Source organism: Streptomyces radicis, from assembly GCF_003626575.1.
In the GTDB taxonomy this organism is placed as follows: domain Bacteria; phylum Actinomycetota; class Actinomycetes; order Streptomycetales; family Streptomycetaceae; genus Streptomyces; species Streptomyces radicis.
Genome location: NZ_RBDY01000008.1, coordinates 87,950 through 106,849 on the forward strand (window position 1 = coordinate 87,950; position 18,900 = coordinate 106,849).

The 18,900-nt window shown below is 72.4% G+C and carries 17 protein-coding genes; 13 read left to right on the plus strand and 4 right to left on the minus strand.

Annotation, left to right across the window (positions count from 1 at the left end):
• The first annotated feature begins 3 nt into the window (after positions 1 to 3).
• Complete coding sequence (gene meaB, locus D7318_RS13665; RefSeq protein WP_230423709.1) at positions 4 to 972, plus strand: methylmalonyl Co-A mutase-associated GTPase MeaB; 969 nt, start codon at positions 4 to 6, stop codon at positions 970 to 972.
• A 611-nt stretch (positions 973 to 1,583) separates the two neighbouring features.
• On the opposite strand, the gene D7318_RS13670 is transcribed toward meaB, so the two are convergent.
• Positions 1,584 to 2,324 carry a PepSY domain-containing protein gene (locus D7318_RS13670; RefSeq protein WP_183091410.1) on the minus strand — a complete coding sequence of 247 codons (741 nt, stop codon included), beginning with the start codon at positions 2,322 to 2,324 and terminating at the stop codon, positions 1,584 to 1,586.
• Positions 2,325 to 2,450: 126 nt separating this feature from the next.
• On the opposite strand from D7318_RS13670, the gene D7318_RS13675 reads away from it, so the two are divergent.
• Together D7318_RS13675 and D7318_RS13680 are read left to right on the plus strand one after the other, a co-directional pair.
• The gene (locus D7318_RS13675) at positions 2,451 to 3,119 is read left to right on the plus strand and encodes a response regulator transcription factor (RefSeq protein ID WP_113686213.1); all 669 of its coding nucleotides are present in this window, start codon (positions 2,451 to 2,453) and stop codon (positions 3,117 to 3,119) included.
• Positions 3,112 to 4,641 (plus strand): sensor histidine kinase, encoded by a 1,530-nt coding sequence (locus D7318_RS13680; protein WP_120697230.1) that lies wholly within the window; start codon positions 3,112 to 3,114, stop codon positions 4,639 to 4,641. Before D7318_RS13675 ends, D7318_RS13680 begins: the two co-directional genes overlap by 8 nt.
• A gap of 10 nt (positions 4,642 to 4,651) precedes the next feature.
• Here the strand turns inward: D7318_RS13680 and D7318_RS13685 are convergent, their stop codons facing one another.
• Positions 4,652 to 5,128 (minus strand): MarR family winged helix-turn-helix transcriptional regulator, encoded by a 477-nt coding sequence (locus tag D7318_RS13685; RefSeq protein WP_120697231.1) that lies wholly within the window; start codon positions 5,126 to 5,128, stop codon positions 4,652 to 4,654.
• Positions 5,129 to 5,199: 71 nt separating this feature from the next.
• On the opposite strand from D7318_RS13685, the gene D7318_RS13690 reads away from it, so the two are divergent.
• The 3 genes from D7318_RS13690 (at position 5,200) to glxA (ending at position 9,408) form a co-directional block, all read left to right on the plus strand.
• Positions 5,200 to 5,544 (plus strand): DUF3817 domain-containing protein, encoded by a 345-nt coding sequence (locus D7318_RS13690; protein WP_120697232.1) that lies wholly within the window; start codon positions 5,200 to 5,202, stop codon positions 5,542 to 5,544.
• A gap of 166 nt (positions 5,545 to 5,710) precedes the next feature.
• Positions 5,711 to 7,465, plus strand: a complete 1,755-nt coding sequence (locus D7318_RS13695; RefSeq protein WP_120697233.1) for a glycosyltransferase family 2 protein — start codon at positions 5,711 to 5,713, stop codon at positions 7,463 to 7,465.
• Positions 7,462 to 9,408, plus strand: a complete 1,947-nt coding sequence (gene glxA, locus D7318_RS13700; RefSeq protein ID WP_120697234.1) for a radical copper oxidase GlxA — start codon at positions 7,462 to 7,464, stop codon at positions 9,406 to 9,408. Before D7318_RS13695 ends, glxA begins: the two co-directional genes overlap by 4 nt.
• A 3-nt stretch (positions 9,409 to 9,411) precedes the next feature.
• Here the strand turns inward: glxA and D7318_RS13705 are convergent, their stop codons facing one another.
• A complete protein-coding gene (locus D7318_RS13705; protein WP_120697235.1) occupies positions 9,412 to 10,431 on the minus strand; it encodes a glycoside hydrolase family 6 protein in 1,020 nt (339 codons plus the stop codon).
• An 81-nt stretch (positions 10,432 to 10,512) separates the two neighbouring features.
• Here D7318_RS13705 and D7318_RS13710 point away from each other — a divergent pair, with 81 nt between their 5' ends.
• The 7 genes from D7318_RS13710 to D7318_RS13740 all read left to right on the plus strand — a co-directional run bounded on the left by D7318_RS13710 (position 10,513) and on the right by D7318_RS13740 (position 17,400).
• Positions 10,513 to 11,058, plus strand: coding sequence for a MarR family winged helix-turn-helix transcriptional regulator (locus D7318_RS13710; RefSeq protein ID WP_120697236.1), 546 nt, complete (start codon positions 10,513 to 10,515; stop codon positions 11,056 to 11,058).
• A gap of 18 nt (positions 11,059 to 11,076) precedes the next feature.
• On the plus strand, positions 11,077 to 11,415 hold the full coding sequence (locus D7318_RS13715; protein WP_120697237.1) for a DUF3817 domain-containing protein: 339 nt from the start codon (positions 11,077 to 11,079) through the stop codon (positions 11,413 to 11,415).
• An 85-nt stretch (positions 11,416 to 11,500) separates the two neighbouring features.
• Positions 11,501 to 13,201 (plus strand): acyl-CoA mutase large subunit family protein, encoded by a 1,701-nt coding sequence (locus D7318_RS13720; protein ID WP_120697238.1) that lies wholly within the window; start codon positions 11,501 to 11,503, stop codon positions 13,199 to 13,201.
• A gap of 70 nt (positions 13,202 to 13,271) precedes the next feature.
• A complete protein-coding gene (locus tag D7318_RS13725; protein WP_120697239.1) occupies positions 13,272 to 14,252 on the plus strand; it encodes a tetratricopeptide repeat protein in 981 nt (326 codons plus the stop codon).
• A 466-nt stretch (positions 14,253 to 14,718) separates the two neighbouring features.
• Complete coding sequence (locus tag D7318_RS13730; protein WP_120697240.1) at positions 14,719 to 15,336, plus strand: DUF6230 family protein; 618 nt, start codon at positions 14,719 to 14,721, stop codon at positions 15,334 to 15,336.
• Positions 15,337 to 15,470: 134 nt separating this feature from the next.
• Positions 15,471 to 16,043, plus strand: a complete 573-nt coding sequence (locus D7318_RS13735) for a DUF6114 domain-containing protein (RefSeq protein WP_183091409.1) — start codon at positions 15,471 to 15,473, stop codon at positions 16,041 to 16,043.
• A gap of 79 nt (positions 16,044 to 16,122) precedes the next feature.
• The gene (locus tag D7318_RS13740) at positions 16,123 to 17,400 is read left to right on the plus strand and encodes a hypothetical protein (RefSeq protein ID WP_147437682.1); all 1,278 of its coding nucleotides are present in this window, start codon (positions 16,123 to 16,125) and stop codon (positions 17,398 to 17,400) included.
• 45 nt (positions 17,401 to 17,445) lie between these two features.
• On the opposite strand, the gene pyk is transcribed toward D7318_RS13740, so the two are convergent.
• Positions 17,446 to 18,876 (minus strand): pyruvate kinase, encoded by a 1,431-nt coding sequence (pyk, locus tag D7318_RS13745; protein WP_120697242.1) that lies wholly within the window; start codon positions 18,874 to 18,876, stop codon positions 17,446 to 17,448.
• Positions 18,877 to 18,900: the final 24 nt, after the last annotated feature.

Here is an 18,900-nt window from a genome sequence, read left to right on the forward strand (position 1 = left end):
CACGTGAGCCGGTGGCGCACGGCCGGGGTGCCTGAGCTGGTGGCGGGCGCGAGGGAGGGGCGGCCCCGGGCGGTGGCCCGGCTGATCTCCCTGGTCGAGGGGGCGTCGCCGCGGCTGCGCGAGGTGATGGCCGCGCTGGCGCCCCACACGGGGCACGCCTATGTCGTGGGCCTGACGGGCCCCCCTGGCGTGGGCAAGTCCACCTCGACATCGGCCCTGGTGAGCGCCTATCGGCGGGCGGGGAAACGGGTCGGGGTGCTCGCGGTCGACCCGTCGTCGCCGTTCTCGGGCGGCGCGTTGCTCGGCGACCGGATCCGGATGGGCGAGCACGCGTCCGACCCCGGCGTCCACATTCGCTCGATGGCGACCCGGGGGCACCTGGGCGGCCTGGCCTGGGCGGCTCCCCAGGCCGTGCGGGTGCTCGACGCCGCGGGCTTCGACGTGGTGCTCGTGGAGACGGTCGGCGTCGGCCAGTCGGAGGTCGAGATCGCGGCCCAGGCGGACACGTCGGTCGTGCTGCTCGCGCCCGGGATGGGCGACGGGATCCAGGCGGCGAAGGCGGGGATCCTGGAGATCGGCGACGTCTTCGTGGTGAACAAGGCGGACCGCGACGGCGCCGACGCCACGGTCCGCGAGCTGCACCACATGCTGGGGCTCGGCGAGGCCCGCGCGCCGGGGGACTGGCGCCCTTCGGTGGTCAAGACGGTCGCCGCGCGCGGCGATGGCGTGGACGAGGTCGTCGAGGCGCTGGAGAAGCACCGGGCGTGGATGGAGGAGCGCGGCGTGCTGGCCGAGCGGCGGGCGCGGCGGGCGGCGTGGGAGATCGAGACGATCGCGGTGACGGCGCTGCGCGAACGGATCGGCGACATCCGAGGCGACCTGCGCCTGACGGCACTGGCGGAACGGGTGACGACGGGCGCGACGGACCCGTACGCGGCGGCGGACGAGCTGGTGCGGGCACTGGCGCGGTAGCCTCCGGCGGTTTCGCACGTTGTGGTGCGGGTTTGTCTGCGACGGCTGGCGCGTTGTGGTGCGGGTTTGCCTGCGGCGGCTGGCGCGTTGTGGTGCGGGTTTGCCTGCGGCGGCTGGCGCGTTGTGGTGCCGGTTTGCCTGCGGCGGCGGGCGCGGCGCTTCGCGCGCGGTTTGCCTGCGGCGCTTCGCGTGGGCGCGCGCGTTGGCTGCGGCGCTTGGTGCGTTGGGGTGTGGGCTGTTGGCCGAGGCGCTTCGCGCGCGACGTGCCTGCGGCGCTTGGTGCGCCGTGGTGTGGGTTTGTCTGTGGCGGCTGGTGCGTTGTGGTGTGGGTTTGTCTGTGGCGGCGGGCGCGGCGCTTCGCGCGCGGTTTGGCTGCGGCGCTTCGCGTGGGCGCGCGCGTTGTCTGCGGCGGCGGGTGCGTTGGGGGGTGGGCTGGTGTTCGTGGTGCTTTGGGTGCGGGGAGGTCACTGTGTGTCAGTGGTGGGGGTCACTCTCCGTAGGCTTGTTTTTCGCTTGTCGTCCTGCGGTCGTGTCGAACGCCCCCGCACGCCGGGAGCCCGTCCCTTCGCGGAGGTGAAGGGACGGGCCGTTCTCAGGTGGCGGGGGCGGCGTCAGTCGTCGTCCCGGTCATCGTCGTCGTCATCGTCGTCACCGCGGTCGTCGTCGTCCCAGTCGTCATCGTCGTCATCGTCGTCGTCACGCTCCAGGTCCGTGATCTCGCCCGAGGCCAGGCTGATGCGGATCTCGTGCTCCACGCCGTCGTCCGTGCGCAGCTCCAGCTTCCAGTGCCCGTTCTCCACGTCCGCCTCGCGCAGGGTGCCCGAGGTGTGCTCCTCCGCCAGGCGGATCGCCTCGGCCGCGTCGATCCGCGAGCCGTCGGCGAGCAGGCTGTTGGCCGCCGTGCGGTCGTCGTCGTCATCGTCCCAGTCGTCGTCATCGTCATCGTCGGCCCGGGCGTTCACGACCTCGGTGCCGTCCTCGCTGACGCGGAGCTTGTACCACTGCTCGTCGTCGCCGAAGACGTCGATCTCCCAGCTGCGCCTGCCGTCGTCGTTGTCGCGCTCGATCTCCGTGACCACCCCGGGGACCTCGGCGACCGCCGTGGCCACCGCCTGCTCGGCGACCGAGCCCGAGCCCCCGCCGTTCCCGCTCCCGCCGTCGTCGCCCGTGGTGTCGTCGCCCGTGGTGTCGTCAGCGCCGTCGTCCCCGCTCGGCGCGTCGGCGACGTTCAGGTCGTCCAGCGCGGCGGACGCGGGCTCCTGGTCGTCCGAGCTCATCGCGGCGCCCGCAAGCGTTCCGCCGCCGATCACGGCGCCTGCCGCGACGATCGCGATGATGAGGTTGCGCGTCATGATGGGGTTCCTCCCGTGTTGTCGTGCTCTGTGCTGTCCGACGGGAACAACCATCTCTGACCGTTGCTGAAGCGGAGCTGAAGGTCCCTGAAGTCTTCTTCAGGAAGGATTTGCCAAGCTTGCTCCATGCGCGTGCTGATTGTTGAGGACGAGAAGCGTCTCGCCAGGTCGCTGGCCCAGGGCCTGACCGCCGAGGGCTTCGCCGTCGATGTCGTGCACACCGGCACCGACGGCCTGCACCGGGCCACCGAGGGGGCGTACGACCTGATCGTGCTCGACATCATGCTGCCGGGGATGAACGGCTACCGCGTGTGCGCCGCCCTGCGCGCCGCGGGCGACGAGACGCCCATCCTCATGCTCACCGCCAAGGACGGGGAGTACGACGAGGCCGAGGGGCTCGACACGGGCGCCGACGACTACCTGACCAAGCCGTTCTCCTATGTGGTGCTCGTGGCGCGTGTGCGGGCCCTGTTGCGGCGGCGCGGCGGCAGGGGCGCCTCGCCCGAGCTGCGCGTGGGCGACCTGACGGTCGACCGCGCGACCCGCAGGGTGCGCAGGGGCGGAACGGAAGTGGGGCTCACGGCCAAGGAGTTCACGGTGCTCGAATATCTGGCGACGCGCGCGGGCGAGGTGGTCTCCAAGGCGGAGATACTCGAACACGGCTGGGACTTCGCCTATGACGGCGACCCCAACATCGTCGAGGTCTATGTCAGCGCGCTGCGCAGGAAGCTGGGCCCCGGGCTCATCGCCACCGTGCGCGGCGCCGGATACCGGATGGTGACGTCCCATGGCTAGCGTGCGGGCGCGGGCCGCGTTCGGCGCCACCCTGGTGGTGGCCGTCGCGCTGGTCACCGCGGGGATCCTGATGGTGGCGCTGCTCGAACGCGAGATGGGCCACCGCGTCGACCTCCAGGCCGAGGCGGACGGCCGCGATGTCGCGGGGCAGCTGGGGACCGGCGTCGCCCCCGAGGAGCTGCGCCTCGAGGGGCTGCGCGGCCCGGTGCAGGTCATCGACCGCTCGGACGACACCGCCCTCGCGGTCACCGAGGGGCTCGAGGAGATCTGGGGCACGGAGAGCTCCGACGTCGTCGTCGAGGAGGAGCCGCCGCCCGTCACCACCGCGGCGGTCAGGACCGATGACGACGATGACGACGACGATGATGACGACGACGAGGACGAGAGCGACAACGGCGAGGACGCGGACAACGGCGAGGACGGCCTGCCGCCCGGCGAGATGGACGAGGAGATCGGGCTCATCAACGGCGCCGCGACCGTCAGGGGCGAGCGCGAGGAGTACCGCTTCGCCACGGTCGAGGTGACCATGCCGAGCGGCACGGAGGCCATCGTCTTCGCGGGCGCCCCGCTCAGCGTCGAGCAGGCGGCCGTGGACAGCGTGCGCACCTCGATGTTCGCCGGGGTGCCCGCGCTGGTCGCGGTCGTCGGCGGCGTGACCTGGCTGACGACCCGCCGCGCGTTCCGCCCGGTCGAGGGAATCCGCCGCGAGATGGCGGCCATCACCCACTCCGAGGACCTCTCCCGCCGCGTTCCCGAGCCGGAGGCCAGGGACGAGATCGGGCGCCTCGCCGTCACCACCAACGAGACGCTCGCCGCCCTCGAGGCGTCCGTCGAGCGCCAGCGGCGCTTCGTCGCCGACGCCTCGCACGAGCTGCGCAGCCCGATCGCCTCGCTCCGTACCCAGCTCGAGGTCGGCGAGGCCCACCCCGAGCTGCTCGACCTGCCGGGCGCGGTCAAGGACACCGTGCGCCTCCAGGCGCTGGCCGCCGACCTGCTGCTGCTCGCCAGGCTCGACGCGGGCGAGCGCCCGCTCGCCGGAACGGTCGGCCTCGCCGAGCTGGTCGCCGAGGAGCTCGACCAACGCGTCGGCGACCGGCACCCCGTCCGCCTGGCCGAGCTGGGCGAGGTCACCGTCTCGGGCTCGGCGGGCCAGCTCGCGCGGGTGCTGGGGAACCTGGTCGACAACGCCCAGCGGCACGCCGCGTCGGCGGTGCGGGTCTCGCTGCGCGCTGAGGGCGCCGACGCCGTCCTCGAGGTCGCCGACGACGGGCCTGGGGTGCCGGAGGCCGACCGGGAGCGGATCTTCCAGCGCTTCGTGCGCCTCGACGACGCCCGCGGCAGGGACGAGGGCGGCGCGGGTCTCGGCCTGGCCATCGCCCGCGACGTGGCGGCGCGGCACGGCGGAACGCTCACGGCCGGGGCGGCACCCGAGGGCGGCGCGCTGTTCGCGCTGCGCCTGCCCCTCGGCACGGCGGCCCCACGCCCGGAAGGCGGCCCTGACGACGTGGGCGAGGCGGCCTAGGCCGGAACGTTCACAGTCGGCCGCGCTCGCGGTGCAGGTGCTCGGCCACCGGGGCCAGGGAGCGCCGCAGCGTCTGGAGGTCGTCCGGCGCGAGCAGGTCCACGAAGTGGCGGCGGACGGACGCCACATGGTGCGGGGCGACCTCGCGCATCGTCTCCCAGCCGCGCTCGGTCAGGACGGCGAAGAGGCCGCGCTTGTCGGAGTCGCAGTCCTCGCGGCGGACCAGGCCCGCGCGCTCCATGCGCGTGATCTGGTGGGACAGCCTGCTCTTGGACTGGAGCGTCCCGGCGGCCAGGTCGCTCATGCGCATGCGGCGCTCGTCCGACTCGGAGAGGATCACCAGGATCTCGTAGTCGTTCATGGTCAGGCCGAACGGCTGGAGGTCGCGCTCGAGGCGGTGCGTGAGCAGCTTGCTGACCTCCAGATGGGTGCGCCAGGCGCGCTGCTCCGACTCGCTGAGCCAGCGGGTGCCGCTTTCCGTGTCCATAGCGGGCACTCTAGCCAACGCCGGGGACCCGCCCCGATTGATCCGATTCGGGGCTGCGACAATCGGGACCCATGGACCTCAAGACCGCCTCCGCCCTGCGCAGGCTCCGGCTGGTGTCCGCCCCCGAGGCGGTTTCCTTCCTGGTGCTCCTGGTCTGCTCCGTCCTCAGGCGGACGACCGACTTCGACGCCGTCCCGGTGATGGGCGCCATCCATGGCCTCCTCTTCATCGTCTACGTGCTGTTCTGGGCCGACGCCTGGAACCGCGCCAGGTGGCCGCTGCCCACCGCGGCCTGGTACTTCCTGATGTCCGTCGTGCCCGTCGGCGGCTTCTTCGCCGAGCGGCGGCTGCGGAAGGCCCAGGAGGACGCGGTCATCGCGGCGCGCGCCCGCCGCGAGGGCGTCGTCAACGCCTGACCCCGCCCGTCACCGACCCGGAAGGCTGACGCGGTCGCCGCCCCAGGCGGTGGACGCCTTCCCCCTCTCGGCCCCCTCCCGTTCGACAAGGCCACGGCCCTGACGTGTCGTTGATACGTCACTTCCGTGGCCTCTGTCGTTTCTGCACCCGTCCGAGGAGGGCACCGTGCGGCGTCCGGCCCACGACTACGAGAGCTTCAGCCGCCTCGCCGGCCCCCTCACCGAGCCGGGCCCCGGCTACCGGGTCGGATACCGGACCCTCATCTCGCGCGAGCCGCACCGAATACGAGCCGCCCTCCTGATGACGCTCGCGCCGCTGCTCTCCGCGGTGCTGCTCATCTGGCTGATCCACCCCGGCCACTGGACCGACAGGCAAGGGGCGCCCGGGTGGCTGCTGGCCGCCGACGCCGTGATGCTGGTGAGCGTCGGTCTGGTCGAGCTGTTCAGGCTCGTCAACGTCGTCTCCGTCGCGCACGCCACGCTGGTCGCCCGCGACCCGGTGCCCGTCGTGCCGGAGACCGGCACGCGGGTGGCGTTCCTGACGACGTTCGTGCCCGGCAAGGAGGCGCTCTCCCTGGTGCGCGCCACCCTTCAGGCCGCGGTCCTGCTGCGGCACCCCGGGCCGCTCGACGTCTGGCTGCTCGACGAGGGCGACGACCCCGCCGCCCGCGCGCTGTGCGCCGAGTTCGGCGTGCGCCACTTCAGCCGCAGGGGCGTCGCCCGCTGGAACCTGCCGGCGGGGCCGCACCGCGCCCGCACCAAGCACGGCAACTACAACGCCTGGCTCGACGCCCACGGCGACGACTACGACTTCTTCGCCTCCGTCGACACCGACCACGCCCCGCTCCCCGACTACCTGGAGCGGATGCTGGGCTACTTCCGGGACCCCGACGTGGCATTTGTCGTGGGACCCCAGGTCTACGGCAACTACACCGCCCCGGTCACCAAGGCCGCGGAGAGCCAGCAGTTCCTCTTCCACGCCCTCGTCCAGCGGGCCGGGAACCGCTACGGCTCCCCGATGCTCGTCGGCACCAACAACGCCGTCCGCGTGTGCGCGCTCAAGGACATCGGCGGCCTCGTCGACTCCGTCACCGAGGACATGGCCACCGGCTTCGAGCTGCACCGCACCGCCAACCCCGCGACCGGCGAGCGCTGGCGCTCCGTCTACACCCCGGACGTGCTCGCGGTCGGCGAAGGCCCGTCCTCGTGGACCGACTTCTTCTCCCAGCAGCACCGCTGGTCACGCGGCACCTACGAGACGATCCTGCGGCAGTGCGCCCGCGGGGCGCGGCGCCACCGCGCGGGGTCGGCGTTCCACTACTTCCTCATGCTCGCCTTCTACCCGATGGCCGCCCTCACCTGGACGCTCGGCGCCCTCGGCTGCACGCTCTACCTCCTGCTCGGCGCCTCGGGCACCCAGGTCGCCTCGTCGGTGTGGATGATGCTCTACAGCGACGTGGCCGCCCTCCAGATCGGCCTCTACGTCTGGAACCGCCGCCACAACATCTCCCCGCACGAGCCCGCCGGGTCGTCGGGGGCCGCGGGCATGCTCATGTCCGCGCTCTCCGCGCCCGTCTACGCCCGCTCGCTGTTCGACGCCGTGCTGCGCCGCCGCGGCGGATTCGTGGTCACCCCCAAGGGCGGCGCCGTGAGCCCCGACGGGCCCGCGACGTTCCGCCTTCACCTCTTCTGGGCGGGGCTGCTCGCCGGCGCGCTGATCGCGTCGTTCGTCCTGGGCCACACCCACGCCGCCATGCGCACGTGGGCGCTGATCGCCCTCGCGGTCGCCGTCGCGCCCGCGGCGCTGTGGTGGTTCGGCCGGTCCAGGACCCCCGACGCCCCCGCCCCGACCCCCGCACCGCCTTCCGCCCCGCCCTCCGCACCGGAAACGCCGCGCCGACCCGTGGGAGCTGACGCATGAGGTACCGCCCCAGCAGCCGCACCAGGAAGACCGCCGTGGGCACCGGCATCGCGCTGCTGCTCGCCGCGCTCAACGCCCCCGCCGCGCTGAGCTTCGCGCAGGACCGGATCCACGAGTACCGGATCTCGCGCCCCGGCTACCAGGCCGAGTACGGCGCGTGGGACGTCGTGGACGTGCCCGAGGAGTTCCGCGCGAACGCCATCCACGCCGCCCTGCTGCGCACCGGGAAGGTGCTGCTCATCGCGGGCTCGGGCAACAAGGAGGACGAGTTCGACGCGGGCTCCTTCCGCTCCGTCCTGTGGGACCCCGAGGAGAACACGTTCAGCGAGGTTCCCACGCCCGATGACCTCTTCTGCGCCGGGCACGCCGCGCTGCCCGACGGCCGGCTGCTGGTCGCCGGGGGCACGGCCCGTTACGAGGTGCTCGGCGACGCCGTCACCCACGCGGGCGGGGCGATGCTGCTGAAGAACGAGGACCCCGACCGCGGGCACGACCTCCCGAAGGGCACCCGGCTGCGCTCGCCATCGGGCCGGGAGTACGTGACCGAGGCGGCCGTCACCGTGCCGCCCGCCGCCAAGCGCGCCGTCGGCGGCGGGGCGGAGATCACCGCGGCCGAGGCCAGGGTCTTCGTGGTGGCCGTGGACGAGGGCGAGAAGGGCGTCACTGAGGACCCGGCGCAGTACGGCGTCGTCGGCCTCACCGGCGAGGACGCCGACAACCTCTACGGACTCGCCGGTCCCCTCACCCTGGACGACCAGGACTTCCAGGGCATCGACGCCGCCTACGAGTTCGACCCCGAGGCCGAGCGGTACGTCCCGGTCGACCCGATGGCCGAGGCCCGCTGGTACCCGACACTGACGACGCTGCCCGACGGCCGGGTGCTGACCGTCTCGGGCCTCGACGAGATCGGCGAGGTCGTCCCCGGCGTCAACGAGATCTACGACCCCGCCACCAAGACCTGGTCGCCGGGGCCCGAGCGCTACTTCCCCACCTACCCCGCGCTCTTCCTCACCCGCGGCGGCGAGCTCTTCTACACCGGCTCCAACGCGGGCTACGGGCCCGCGGACCAGGGCCGCGCTCCTGGCCTGTGGGACCTGGAGACCAACACGTTCACCGAGGTCGGCGGCCTCACCGACCCCGACCAGCTGGAGACGTCGGCCTCGCTCCTGCTGCCCCCGGCCCAGGACCAGCGCTTCATGGTGCTGGGCGGCGGCGGGGTCGGCGAGTCCGAGAAGTCCACCGAGCGCACCGCGCTCATCGACCTCGACGAGGAGAGCCCCGCCTACCGCGACGGACCCCCGCTGCCCCAGGGCACCCGCTACCTCAGCAGCGTGATCCTGCCCGATGACACCGTCTTCACCTCGGGCGGCTCCGAGGGCTACCGGGGCCGCGGCGAGAGCGACATCCTCATGGCGCAGTTCTATGACCCCGAGGCCAACGCGTTCCGCCCCGCCGCCGCCCCCACCGTCGGCCGCAACTACCACTCCGAGGCGCTGCTGCTGCCCGACGGGCGGGTCGCGACGTTCGGCTCCGACCCGCTGTTCGGCGACAGGAAGGGCACGCGCACGGGCGAGTTCGAGAAGCGCGTCGAGGTCTACACCCCGCCCTATCTCAAGGGCGGCCGCGAGGAGACCAGGCCCACGCTGGGCGCGGGGCCCGAGCGCGCCGCGCTCGGCGCCACCGCGACCTTCGCCACCGACCACGCGGAGCGGATCGCCGGGGCCCGGCTGATGCGGCCGAGCGCCGTCACCCACACCACCGACGTCGAGCAGCGCTCGATCCGGCTCGATGTCGCGCTCGACGTCGAACGCGGCGCGGGCGAGGCCACGTTCACCCTCCCCGATGACCCCTCCCTGGCGCCGCCCGGCTGGTACATGCTCTTCGCGACCGACGAGGAGGGCACGCCGTCCGAGGCGAAGTGGATCCGGATCGGCGGCGCGTGAGGCTCAGCCGGAGTCGCGCGCCAGGCCCAGCGCGTACGCGGGCCACCAGCGCCCCGCGGGCGGGCCGCCGCGGCACTCGCCGTCGGACTCCCCCGGCCGCTTGACCCACAGGAACGCGTCCACCAGCGGGTCCCCCGTGTCGGTGGTCGGCGGGGTGCCGAGGGCGCGGCCCGGCGGGTTGCACCAGGGCTCGGCGTCGCCTTCGAAGGGGCCGTTGCCGTTGCGGCTGGTGTCGACGACGAAGTGCGCGCCGCCGAGCAGCCCCGAGAGATCGCGGCCATAGGCGGTGCTGGCGTCGAGCGTCTCGAAGTTGGCCACGTTCAGCGCGAAGCCGTCCGCGCGCGCCACCCCCGCGCGCCCCAACGCCTCCGCGAGCCGGTCGGGGTCGGTGATCCAGCCGGGGTTCCCCGCGTCCAGGTAGACCCGGGTGCGTGGCCCGGCCTTGAGGGCGTCCACCGCGGCGGCGAGCAGCTGGAAGCGCTCGTCCACATACCGCGGATCCGTGCAGCCGTCGGCCGTGTGCGGCACCGCGTCGGGCTCGAGCACCACGACCGCCTCGGCGTCCCCGATCGCCCCGGCGAACGACCCGATCCACCGCTCGTACGCCGCCCCGTCCGCCGCGCCGCCCCGCGAGTACCGGCCGCAGTCGCGGTGCGGGATGTTGTACGCCACCAGCACGGCCGTCCTGCCCGCGTCGGTGGCCGCGTCCACGACCGCCCGCACCCGGGGTGCCGGGTCCTCGTCGCCCGGCGGCCACGTCGCCAGCGGCTGCTCGGCGATGCGGCGCACGAGCGCGGCGTCATCGGCGCGCCCCTCGTCCTCCCACTCCCGCACCTGCCGGGCCGCCGGGCTCTCGGGGTCCACCCAGAACGTCCCCGACTCCTCGCCCGCCGCGCCGCTGGCCTCCCCGCCCTGGCCACGCGGTGACCCCTCGCCCCCTGAGGAACAGCCGAGGGCCAGGACGCCGAGCAGGGCGACGGACAGGGAGCCGAGCCGCGTGACACGGCGGAGGGGGCCGTACATGGCGTCATCGTGTCATGACGGTCCGTGGCCGAAGGTCAGCGGCGCCACGGCCGGTATGACTAAGCCGGTAGGGTCACCGACGTGTCCAAGCCGCTCAGTCTGCCCTTCGATCCGATCGCCCGCGCCGACGACCTGTGGGAACGGCGCTGGGGTTCTGTGCCGTCCATGGCCGCGATCACCTCGATCATGCGGGCCCACCAGATCCTGCTCGCCGAGGTCGACGCGGTGGTCAAGCCGTACGGGCTCACGTTCGCCCGGTACGAGGCGCTGGTCCTGCTGACCTTCAGCAGGGCGGGTGAGCTGCCCATGTCCAAGATCGGCGAGCGGCTCATGGTCCACCCCACGTCCGTCACCAACACCGTCGACCGCCTGGTGCGTTCGGGCCTGGTCACCAAGCGCCCCAACCCCAACGACGGCCGCGGCACGCTCGCCTCCATCACCGAGGAGGGGCGGCGGGTGTGCGAGGCGGCGACCCGTGACCTGATGGCGATGGACTTCGGCCTCGGCGCCTACGACTCCGACGAGTGCCGGGAGATCTTCGCGCTGCTGCGGCCGCTGCGCGTGGCGGCCAGGGACTTCGAGGGCGCGCCCGCGAGCGCGGGGGCCGGGGAGGATCGCCCCGATTGACCCGATAGGCTCACCCGCATGAAACGGAGTGTGCTCACGCGGTACCGCGTCATGGCCTATGTCACCGCGGTGATGCTGCTGGTCCTGTGCACCTGCATGGTCTTCAAGTACGGCTTCGACCGGGGTGAGGACCTCACCCTCATGGTCTCCCAGGTGCACGGCCTGCTGTTCATGGTCTACCTGGTGTTCGCGTTCGACCTCGGGCACAAGGCCCGGTGGCCGTTCGGGAAGCTGCTCTGGGTGCTGCTCTCCGGGACGATCCCGTTCGCGGCGTTCGTCGTCGAGCGGCGGATCAGGGCCGAGGTCGCGCCGCTCATCGACGCCGACGACCAGCCCGCCCAGCCGGTCAACGCGTAGCCGAGGCGCCCCCCGGGTGCCGCCCCCGGTTCTTCCGGGGGTCTTCGGCTCGACTCTTACTAGGACGTCCAAGTAAATTGGCCGCATGGACGCACACGACATCGCGGCGGGCCGCCGTCGCTGGCAGGCCCGCTTTGACGCGGCCCGCACCCGGGACGCCGACTTCACCACGCTCTCAGGCGACCCCGTGGAGCCCGTGTACGGACCGCGCCCCACCGACCGGTACGAGGGCTTCGAGCGCATCGGCTGGCCGGGGGAGTTCCCGTTCACCCGCGGCCTCTACCCCACCGGGTACCGCGGCAGGACGTGGACGATCCGCCAGTTCGCCGGCTTCGGGAACGCCGAGCAGACCAACGAGCGGTACCGCATGATCCTCGCCGCGGGTGGCGGCGGGCTCTCCGTGGCGTTCGACATGCCGACCCTGATGGGCCGCGACTCCGACGACCCGCGCTCGCTCGGCGAGGTGGGCCACTGCGGGGTGGCCATCGACTCGGCCGCCGACATGGACGTCCTCTTCCGCGGCATCCCGCTGGGCGAGGTCACCACGTCGATGACGATCAGCGGCCCCGCCGTTCCCCTCTTCTGCATGTACCTCGTCGCCGCCGAGCGGCAGGGCGTGGACGTCGCCACGCTCGACGGCACGCTCCAGACCGACATCTTCAAGGAGTACATCGCGCAGAAGGAGTGGCTGTTCGCGCCCGAGCCCCATCTGCGGCTGATCGGCGACCTGATGGAGTTCTGCGCGGAGCGCGTCCCCGCGTACAAGCCGCTCTCGGTCTCCGGGTACCACATCAGGGAGGCCGGGTCCACGGCCGCGCAGGAGCTGGCCTACACGCTGGCCGACGGCTTCGGCTATGTGGAGCTCGGGCTCAGCAGGGGCCTCGACGTCAACCGTTTCGCGCCCGGCCTCTCCTTCTTCTTCGACGCGCACCTCGACTTCTTCGAGGAGATCGCCAAGTTCCGCGCGGCGCGCCGGATCTGGGCCCGCTGGATGCGCGACGTCTACGGCGCGACGTCGGAGCGGGCGCAGTGGCTGCGCTTCCACACCCAGACCGCGGGCGTCTCGCTGACCGCGCAGCAGCCGTACAACAACGTCGTGCGCACCGCCGTCGAGGCGCTGTCCGCCGTCCTGGGCGGCACCAACTCCCTGCACACCAACGCCCTGGACGAGACCCTGGCCCTGCCGAGCGAGCGCGCCGCCGAGATCGCGCTGCGCACGCAGCAGGTGCTGATGGAGGAGACCGGCGTCACCAACGTCGCCGACCCGCTGGGCGGCTCGTGGTACGTCGAGCAGCTGACCGACCGGATCGAGGCGGACGCCGAGAAGATCTTCGCCGAGATCGCCGAGCGCGGCAGGCGCGCCGTCCCCGACGGGCACTTCCCGGTGGGGCCGATCACCTCGGGGCTGCTCAGCGGCATCGAGGACGGCTGGTTCACCGGGCGGATCGCGGAGTCCGCGTTCCGCTACCAACAGGCCCTCGAGAAGGGGGACAAGCGCGTCGTCGGCGTCAACGCCCACACCGGGTCCGTCACCGAGGACCTGGAGATCCTCCGCGTCAGCCACGAGGTGGAGCGCGAGCAGGTGCGCGCCTTGGCCGACCGGCGCGCCGGGCGCGACGAGGCCGCGGTGCGCGCCGGTCTCGACGGGCTGCTCGGCGCGGCACGTTCGGGCGCGAACATGATCGAGCCCATGCTCACCGCCGTCCGCGCCGAGGCGACGCTCGGCGAGATCTGCGGCGTCCTGCGCGACGAGTGGGGCACCTGGACCGAGCCGGCGGGCTTCTAGTGCGGGCATCGGTGCGGGCTCGGGCCGGGGGCCGTACCCGAACGGCTCGCGGAGGAGGGAGACTGGTGCCATGCAGCCACGCAATGTGTCCATGAGCGGAGCCGTTGACCTCTCCGCGGTGAAGGCGGCCGCAGAGGCCAAGCAGAAGGCGGAGCAGGCCCGCGCTCAGCGGGCGGCGGCCCAGTCCGACGGCGGGCAGCAGGCGGCCCAGGTGTCGCTGGTGATCGACGTCGACGAGGCGGGCTTCGAGCGCGACGTGATCCAGCGGAGCGCGGAGGTGCCGGTCGTCATCGACTTCTGGGCGGACTGGTGTCAGCCCTGCAAGCAGCTGAGCCCGATCCTCGAGCGGCTGGCCGCCGAGTACGGCGGGCGGTTCGTGCTCGCCAAGATCGACGTCGACGCGAACCAGATGCTCTTCCAGCAGTTCGGCGTGCAGGGCATCCCCGCGGTCTTCGCGGTGATCGCCGGGCAGGCGCTGCCCCTCTTCCAGGGCGCCGCGCCCGAGCCCCAGGTGCGCCAGGTGCTCGACCAGCTGATCGCCGCGGCCGAGCAGCGCTTCGGCATCGTCGGCGCCCCGGTCGACCCCGACCAGGCGCAGGCCGTGGCCGAGGCGCAGCAGGCCGTGCCCGCCGTTCCCGACAACCCCGCGCTCGCCGCCGCCCACGCCGCGCTCGACTCGGGCGACCTCGGCGGCGCGATCACCGCCTACGAGAACGTCCTGTCGGACGAGCCCGCGAACGAGGAGGCCAAGCTCGGCCTCGCCCAGGCGCAGCTGCTGAGCCGGGTGCGGGACGTGGACGCGGAGCGGGTGCGCAAGGACGCCGCCGAGCGCCCCGACGACATCGCCGCCCAACTGGCCGTCGCCGACCTGGACCTGCTCGGCGGCCATGTCGAGGACGCGTTCGGCAGGCTGGTCGGCGCGGTGCAGCGCTCGGTGGGCGATGACCGCGACACCGCGCGGGTGCGGCTCCTCGAGCTGTTCGAGGTCGTGGGCGCGGAGGACCCCAGGGTGGTCGCCGCGCGCGGCGCCCTGGCCCGTGTGCTCTTCTGAGCCGACTGTCCCTCATCAACAGTACGGCGGCCACGCTTTACCAAAACTTGGTAAACGTGGCCGCCATCACATTGCGTGATGTCCGCCGGACGTTTCCCCGGGATTACGTCCGATTGGTTCTCCCGTGGGTCTTTCGCGGCCGTGCACCCCGCGTGGGGGATGGGGGGCGTTCTCCACCGGATGACCACACCGCTATTACCGGCAAGTAACGAACCCCTTGTGTGAATCCGTGAGATGCACCACGATCGGCCAAGCCGATGGAGCCACGCCTCGGCCTCGGATCAGGGGGGTTCCCGTCAGCCGGCGGGACCTGGTCCCCGCGAGCCGCGCTACCCCCACGGCGGCCAGTGGCTGTCTCCGGGGTGCAGTCCGGCGGCAACGCGCTTCTCCTCTCCTGACGCAGGACGCCTGCTGACCACAGATCGGCCCGCCGTACGGAGATGTTCGTCCGAGAAGGAGGAAAGTCATGGAGTCACAGGCTCGCGGCGGCACCAGATGGCGGCGTTTCGGGCTGGTCATGGTGCCGAGCGTGGCCGCGACAGCTGTCATCGGCGTCGCGCTCTCCCAGGGCGCGCTCGCCGCTTCGTTCGCGGTGTCGGGTCAGGAATTCAAGGTCAGCGCCGATCAGTTGGTCGGCGAGGGGTTCGTCCAGTACGGCACGGTCGTCCGGCCGGCCGGGGGCGAGCCTCGGGCCGTCGCGGTGTCGGCGTTCGACAGCGCCGACATCACCGACCTCTGCCAGTCGGTGGTGATCCCGGGGATTCCCTTCCTCGGCGAGGTCACCGTCAGGATCCGCGCCGGGACCGACCCGGGCAATCCGGTGGAGGCCGAGAACCTGTTCATCGACCTCGAACAGCTCAACGCCGACGCCGAGTTCACCAACATCGACATCGGTGTGAGCGTCGACGAGACCACCAAGGGGCCGACCCCGTCGGGCGAGACCGTGCCCGGTTCGTTCGCGCAGCAGGCCGACCGTGCGGTGCTCACGGGTATCCAGCAGACCGCTTGGGCCACTTCGGCCGGGACGTTCAAGCTCAGCGATCTCAGCCTGAGCCTGCACAGAGGCGAGAACGAATGCTTCTGACGGCGTAGTCGTCGCCTGGGGCGGAGCCGGAGTGCCGTCTTCGCCCCGGGGGGCCGAACGCCGCGCGGGGCGCGCGGCCGGCCGCCGTATCGTGCATCCCGCTACTGAACCGTGCCACCAGGGGAGTACGTGCTGTGAGCACCAACACCGAGGGACTGTCCATCGTTTCGATCCTCGCCCGGGTCCGTGTCGGCTTCCGGCACTTCCGGTGGGGTCGGCCGTTCTGGGCGGGTCTCTTCACCATGATCGCCGGGCTGCCCATCGGCTACTTCCCTTACCGCTATGTCACCTTCGGCGATCTGACGATCCGTATGGCCACCACGGCGGGCGCCGGGTCCCTGGTCATCGGCGTCCTGCTGGTCGTGCTCGGGCTGACCATGTGGTTCCAGCCGCACGTCCGAATATTCGCGGGCGTCGCGGCGATCCTGCTGGCCCTGGTCTCCCTGATCGTGTCCAACTTCGGTGGTTTCGTGGTGGGTTACCTGTTCGGTCTGGTCGGCGGCGGCATGAGCGTGGCGTGGATGCCGGGGGACAGGGCCGCGGCCACGTCGGCCGAGGCGGCCGAGGCGCCAGGCGCGCCGGCGAAGCCGGTCCGCTCCGAGGCGAGAGAGACGCCGCCGGGAACGGGCAGCGTGCTGGCGGGCTTCGAAGCGACCGCACCCGAGGGCGCGAGGGAAGTGGGGAAGGGGATGCGACGTGCCGAGTGACGACATAGCGCAGGTGGCCACCTCGGAGGAGGGGCCCCGGCACGGCTCCGCGCGTAGATCGCTGCTGCGGCGGCTCCACATGCCCGTCGGCAAGGCGATAGCCCTGGCGGCGATGCCGTCGGCCGCGCTCATGGGCATGGGCTTCACCTCGCCCCTGGCGAAGGCGGACCCGCAGCCGGAGAACCCCTTCCGCGGCGACTCGTGCGTCGAACTCCCCGACGCCGAGCTCGAGGAGGAGCCGGAGGAGACGCCCGAGGAAGCACCGGAGGAGACCCCCGAGGAGGCGCCGGAGGCACCCGAAGAGGAGCCCGCGCCGGACGAGGGCTCCTCATCCCCCGACGAGGAGTCAGAGGCCGCCCACGAGGCGCAGGAGCCCACGGGGGACGCGCCCGAGGGCGAACCGGCCACCCCGCGCCAGGAGTCCGCCGAGCCCGAGGAGGGCCGCCCCGAGGACGAGCCCGAGGCGGAGCCCGGCGCCGCGGAGGACGAGCCGGACCCGCGCGACCCGTTGGGCCTGGGCGACGGCCTGATCGAGGGGCTCGGTGACGGCCTCGGCGACGGTCTCGGGGACGGGCTCGGCGACATCGGCGAGGGACTCGAGGACATCTTCAACCCCGGCCGCCCCGACGAGGACGAAGGGGACGACGAGGGCGCGGGGGACGAAGAGGAGAGCGGCGGGGGCGGGGCCGACGGCGGTGGCGCGGGGCCGGAGGAGCCGGACGGGCCGGAGACGCCCGAGGCCCCCGAGCCGCCCGCCGAGCGGGAGGAGCTGGCCGAGGAGTCACCCGAGCCCGAGCCGGAGGCCAGGCCCGAGGCCGAGGAGAGCGCCGACCCGTTCGCGCCCGACGAGAACGGCCTGGTGCCGTTCCCCTGCCCGGTGCGGGAGCCGGCCGACGGCGTCGACGAGGTGCCGCCGCTGCCGCTGCCCGACTCCCCGTGGTTCCTCGAGGCGACGCTGCTCGACCTGAGCGGCCTCGACTACCACGGCGTCGTCAACATCCCCACGGCCAACGGCACGGTGAAGCAGGCGCTCAAGTTCACCGCCGACATGGTGGACATCGGCGATCTGCACCAGATCGTGGACGGCACGAGCGGCGTCCGCCACCATGTGGCCACCGACCCCGGGTCCGTCTCGACCTTCCGCGACGGCACCGTGACGATGTACACCGAGCGCCTCGAGGGCAAGCTGTTCGGGGTCATCCCGATCGTCTTCTCGCCCGAGTCCCCGCCGCCCCTCGACCTGCCCGAGGTGTTCTTCACTGACGTGTCCGTCGTCCAGGCGGGTCAGTTCGGCGGGACCCTGACCATGCAGGGCATGCACCTGTACACGACGAACGACGGGCCGACCGTTCCCTGATCATCCCCCCGGGATCCCCCCGGTCGGCCCGCGGCGGGGCGCCGGTCACACGCCCCGGTGGCCGCCGATGTGGTGTACGCGCACCATGTTGGTGGTGCCGGGGACGCCGGGGGGCGACCCGGCGGTGATGATCATGGTGTCGCCGGGGGAGAAGCGGTTGAGCTTGGACAGCTCGGCGTCGCACAGCTCGACCATCTCGTCCGTGTGGTTCACGTGCGGCACCACGAACGTCTCCACGCCCCAGCTCAGCGTCAGTTGGTTCCGCGTGGCGGGCTCCGACGTGAACGCCAGGATCGGCTGCACCGCCCGGTAGCGGGACAGGCGGCGGGCGGTGTCGCCCGACTTGGTGAACGCCACGAGCGCCTTGCCGTCGAGGAAGTCCGCCATCTCGGCCGCCGCCCTGGCCACCGAACCCCCCTGGGTGCGCGGCTTCTTGCCGGGGACGAGCGGCTGGAGGCCACGGGAGAGCAGCTCCGTCTCGGCGGCCACGACGATCTTCGACATCGTCTTGACCGTCTCGATCGGATAGCGCCCGACCGACGACTCGGCCGAGAGCATCACCGCGTCCGCGCCGTCCAGGATCGCGTTGGCCACGTCGGACGCCTCGGCGCGCGTGGGACGGGAGTTGGTGATCATCGACTCCATCATCTGGGTCGCCACGATCACCGGCTTGGCGTTCCTGCGGCACAGCTCGATCAGCCGCTTCTGCACCATCGGGACCTTCTCCAGCGGGTACTCCACCGCCAGGTCGCCGCGCGCCACCATCACGCCGTCGAAGGCCATGACGACCTCCGTCATGTTCTCCACGGCCTGCGGCTTCTCGACCTTGGCGATCACCGGCACCCTGCGGCCCACCCGGTCCATCACGCGGTGCACGTCGCGCACGTCGTCGGCGTTCCGCACGAACGAGAGCGCCACCATGTCGGCGCCGAGGCGCAGCGCGAACTCCAGGTCGTCGACGTCCTTCTCGGACAGCGCGGGGACGTTCACGGCGACGCCGGGGAGGTTGATCCCCTTGTGGTCGGAGACCACGCCGCCCTCGACCACGATGGTGCGCACCCGGGGCCCGTCCACCTCGATCACCTGGAGCGCGACGTTCCCGTCGTTGATCAGGATCGTCTCACCCTTGGCGACGTCACCCGGCAGGCCCTTGTAGGTGGTGCCGCAGATCGAGCGGTCGCCCTCGACGTCCTCGGTGGTGATCGTGAACTCGTCGCCGCGCTTGAGCTCGACCGGCCCGTCGGCGAACGTCTCCAGGCGGATCTTGGGCCCCTGGAGGTCGGCCAGCACGCCCACCGCGCGCCCGGTGTCCTCGGTCGCCTTCCGCAGGCGGTGATACCGCTCCGCGTGCTCCTCGTGCGACCCGTGGCTGAAGTTGAAGCGGGCCACGTTCATGCCGGCGTCGATCATGGCCTTCAGCTGCTCGAAGGAATCGACGGCGGGGCCCAGGGTGCAGACGATCTTGGAACGGCGCATGGTGGCGGATCCTATCGATTTGTT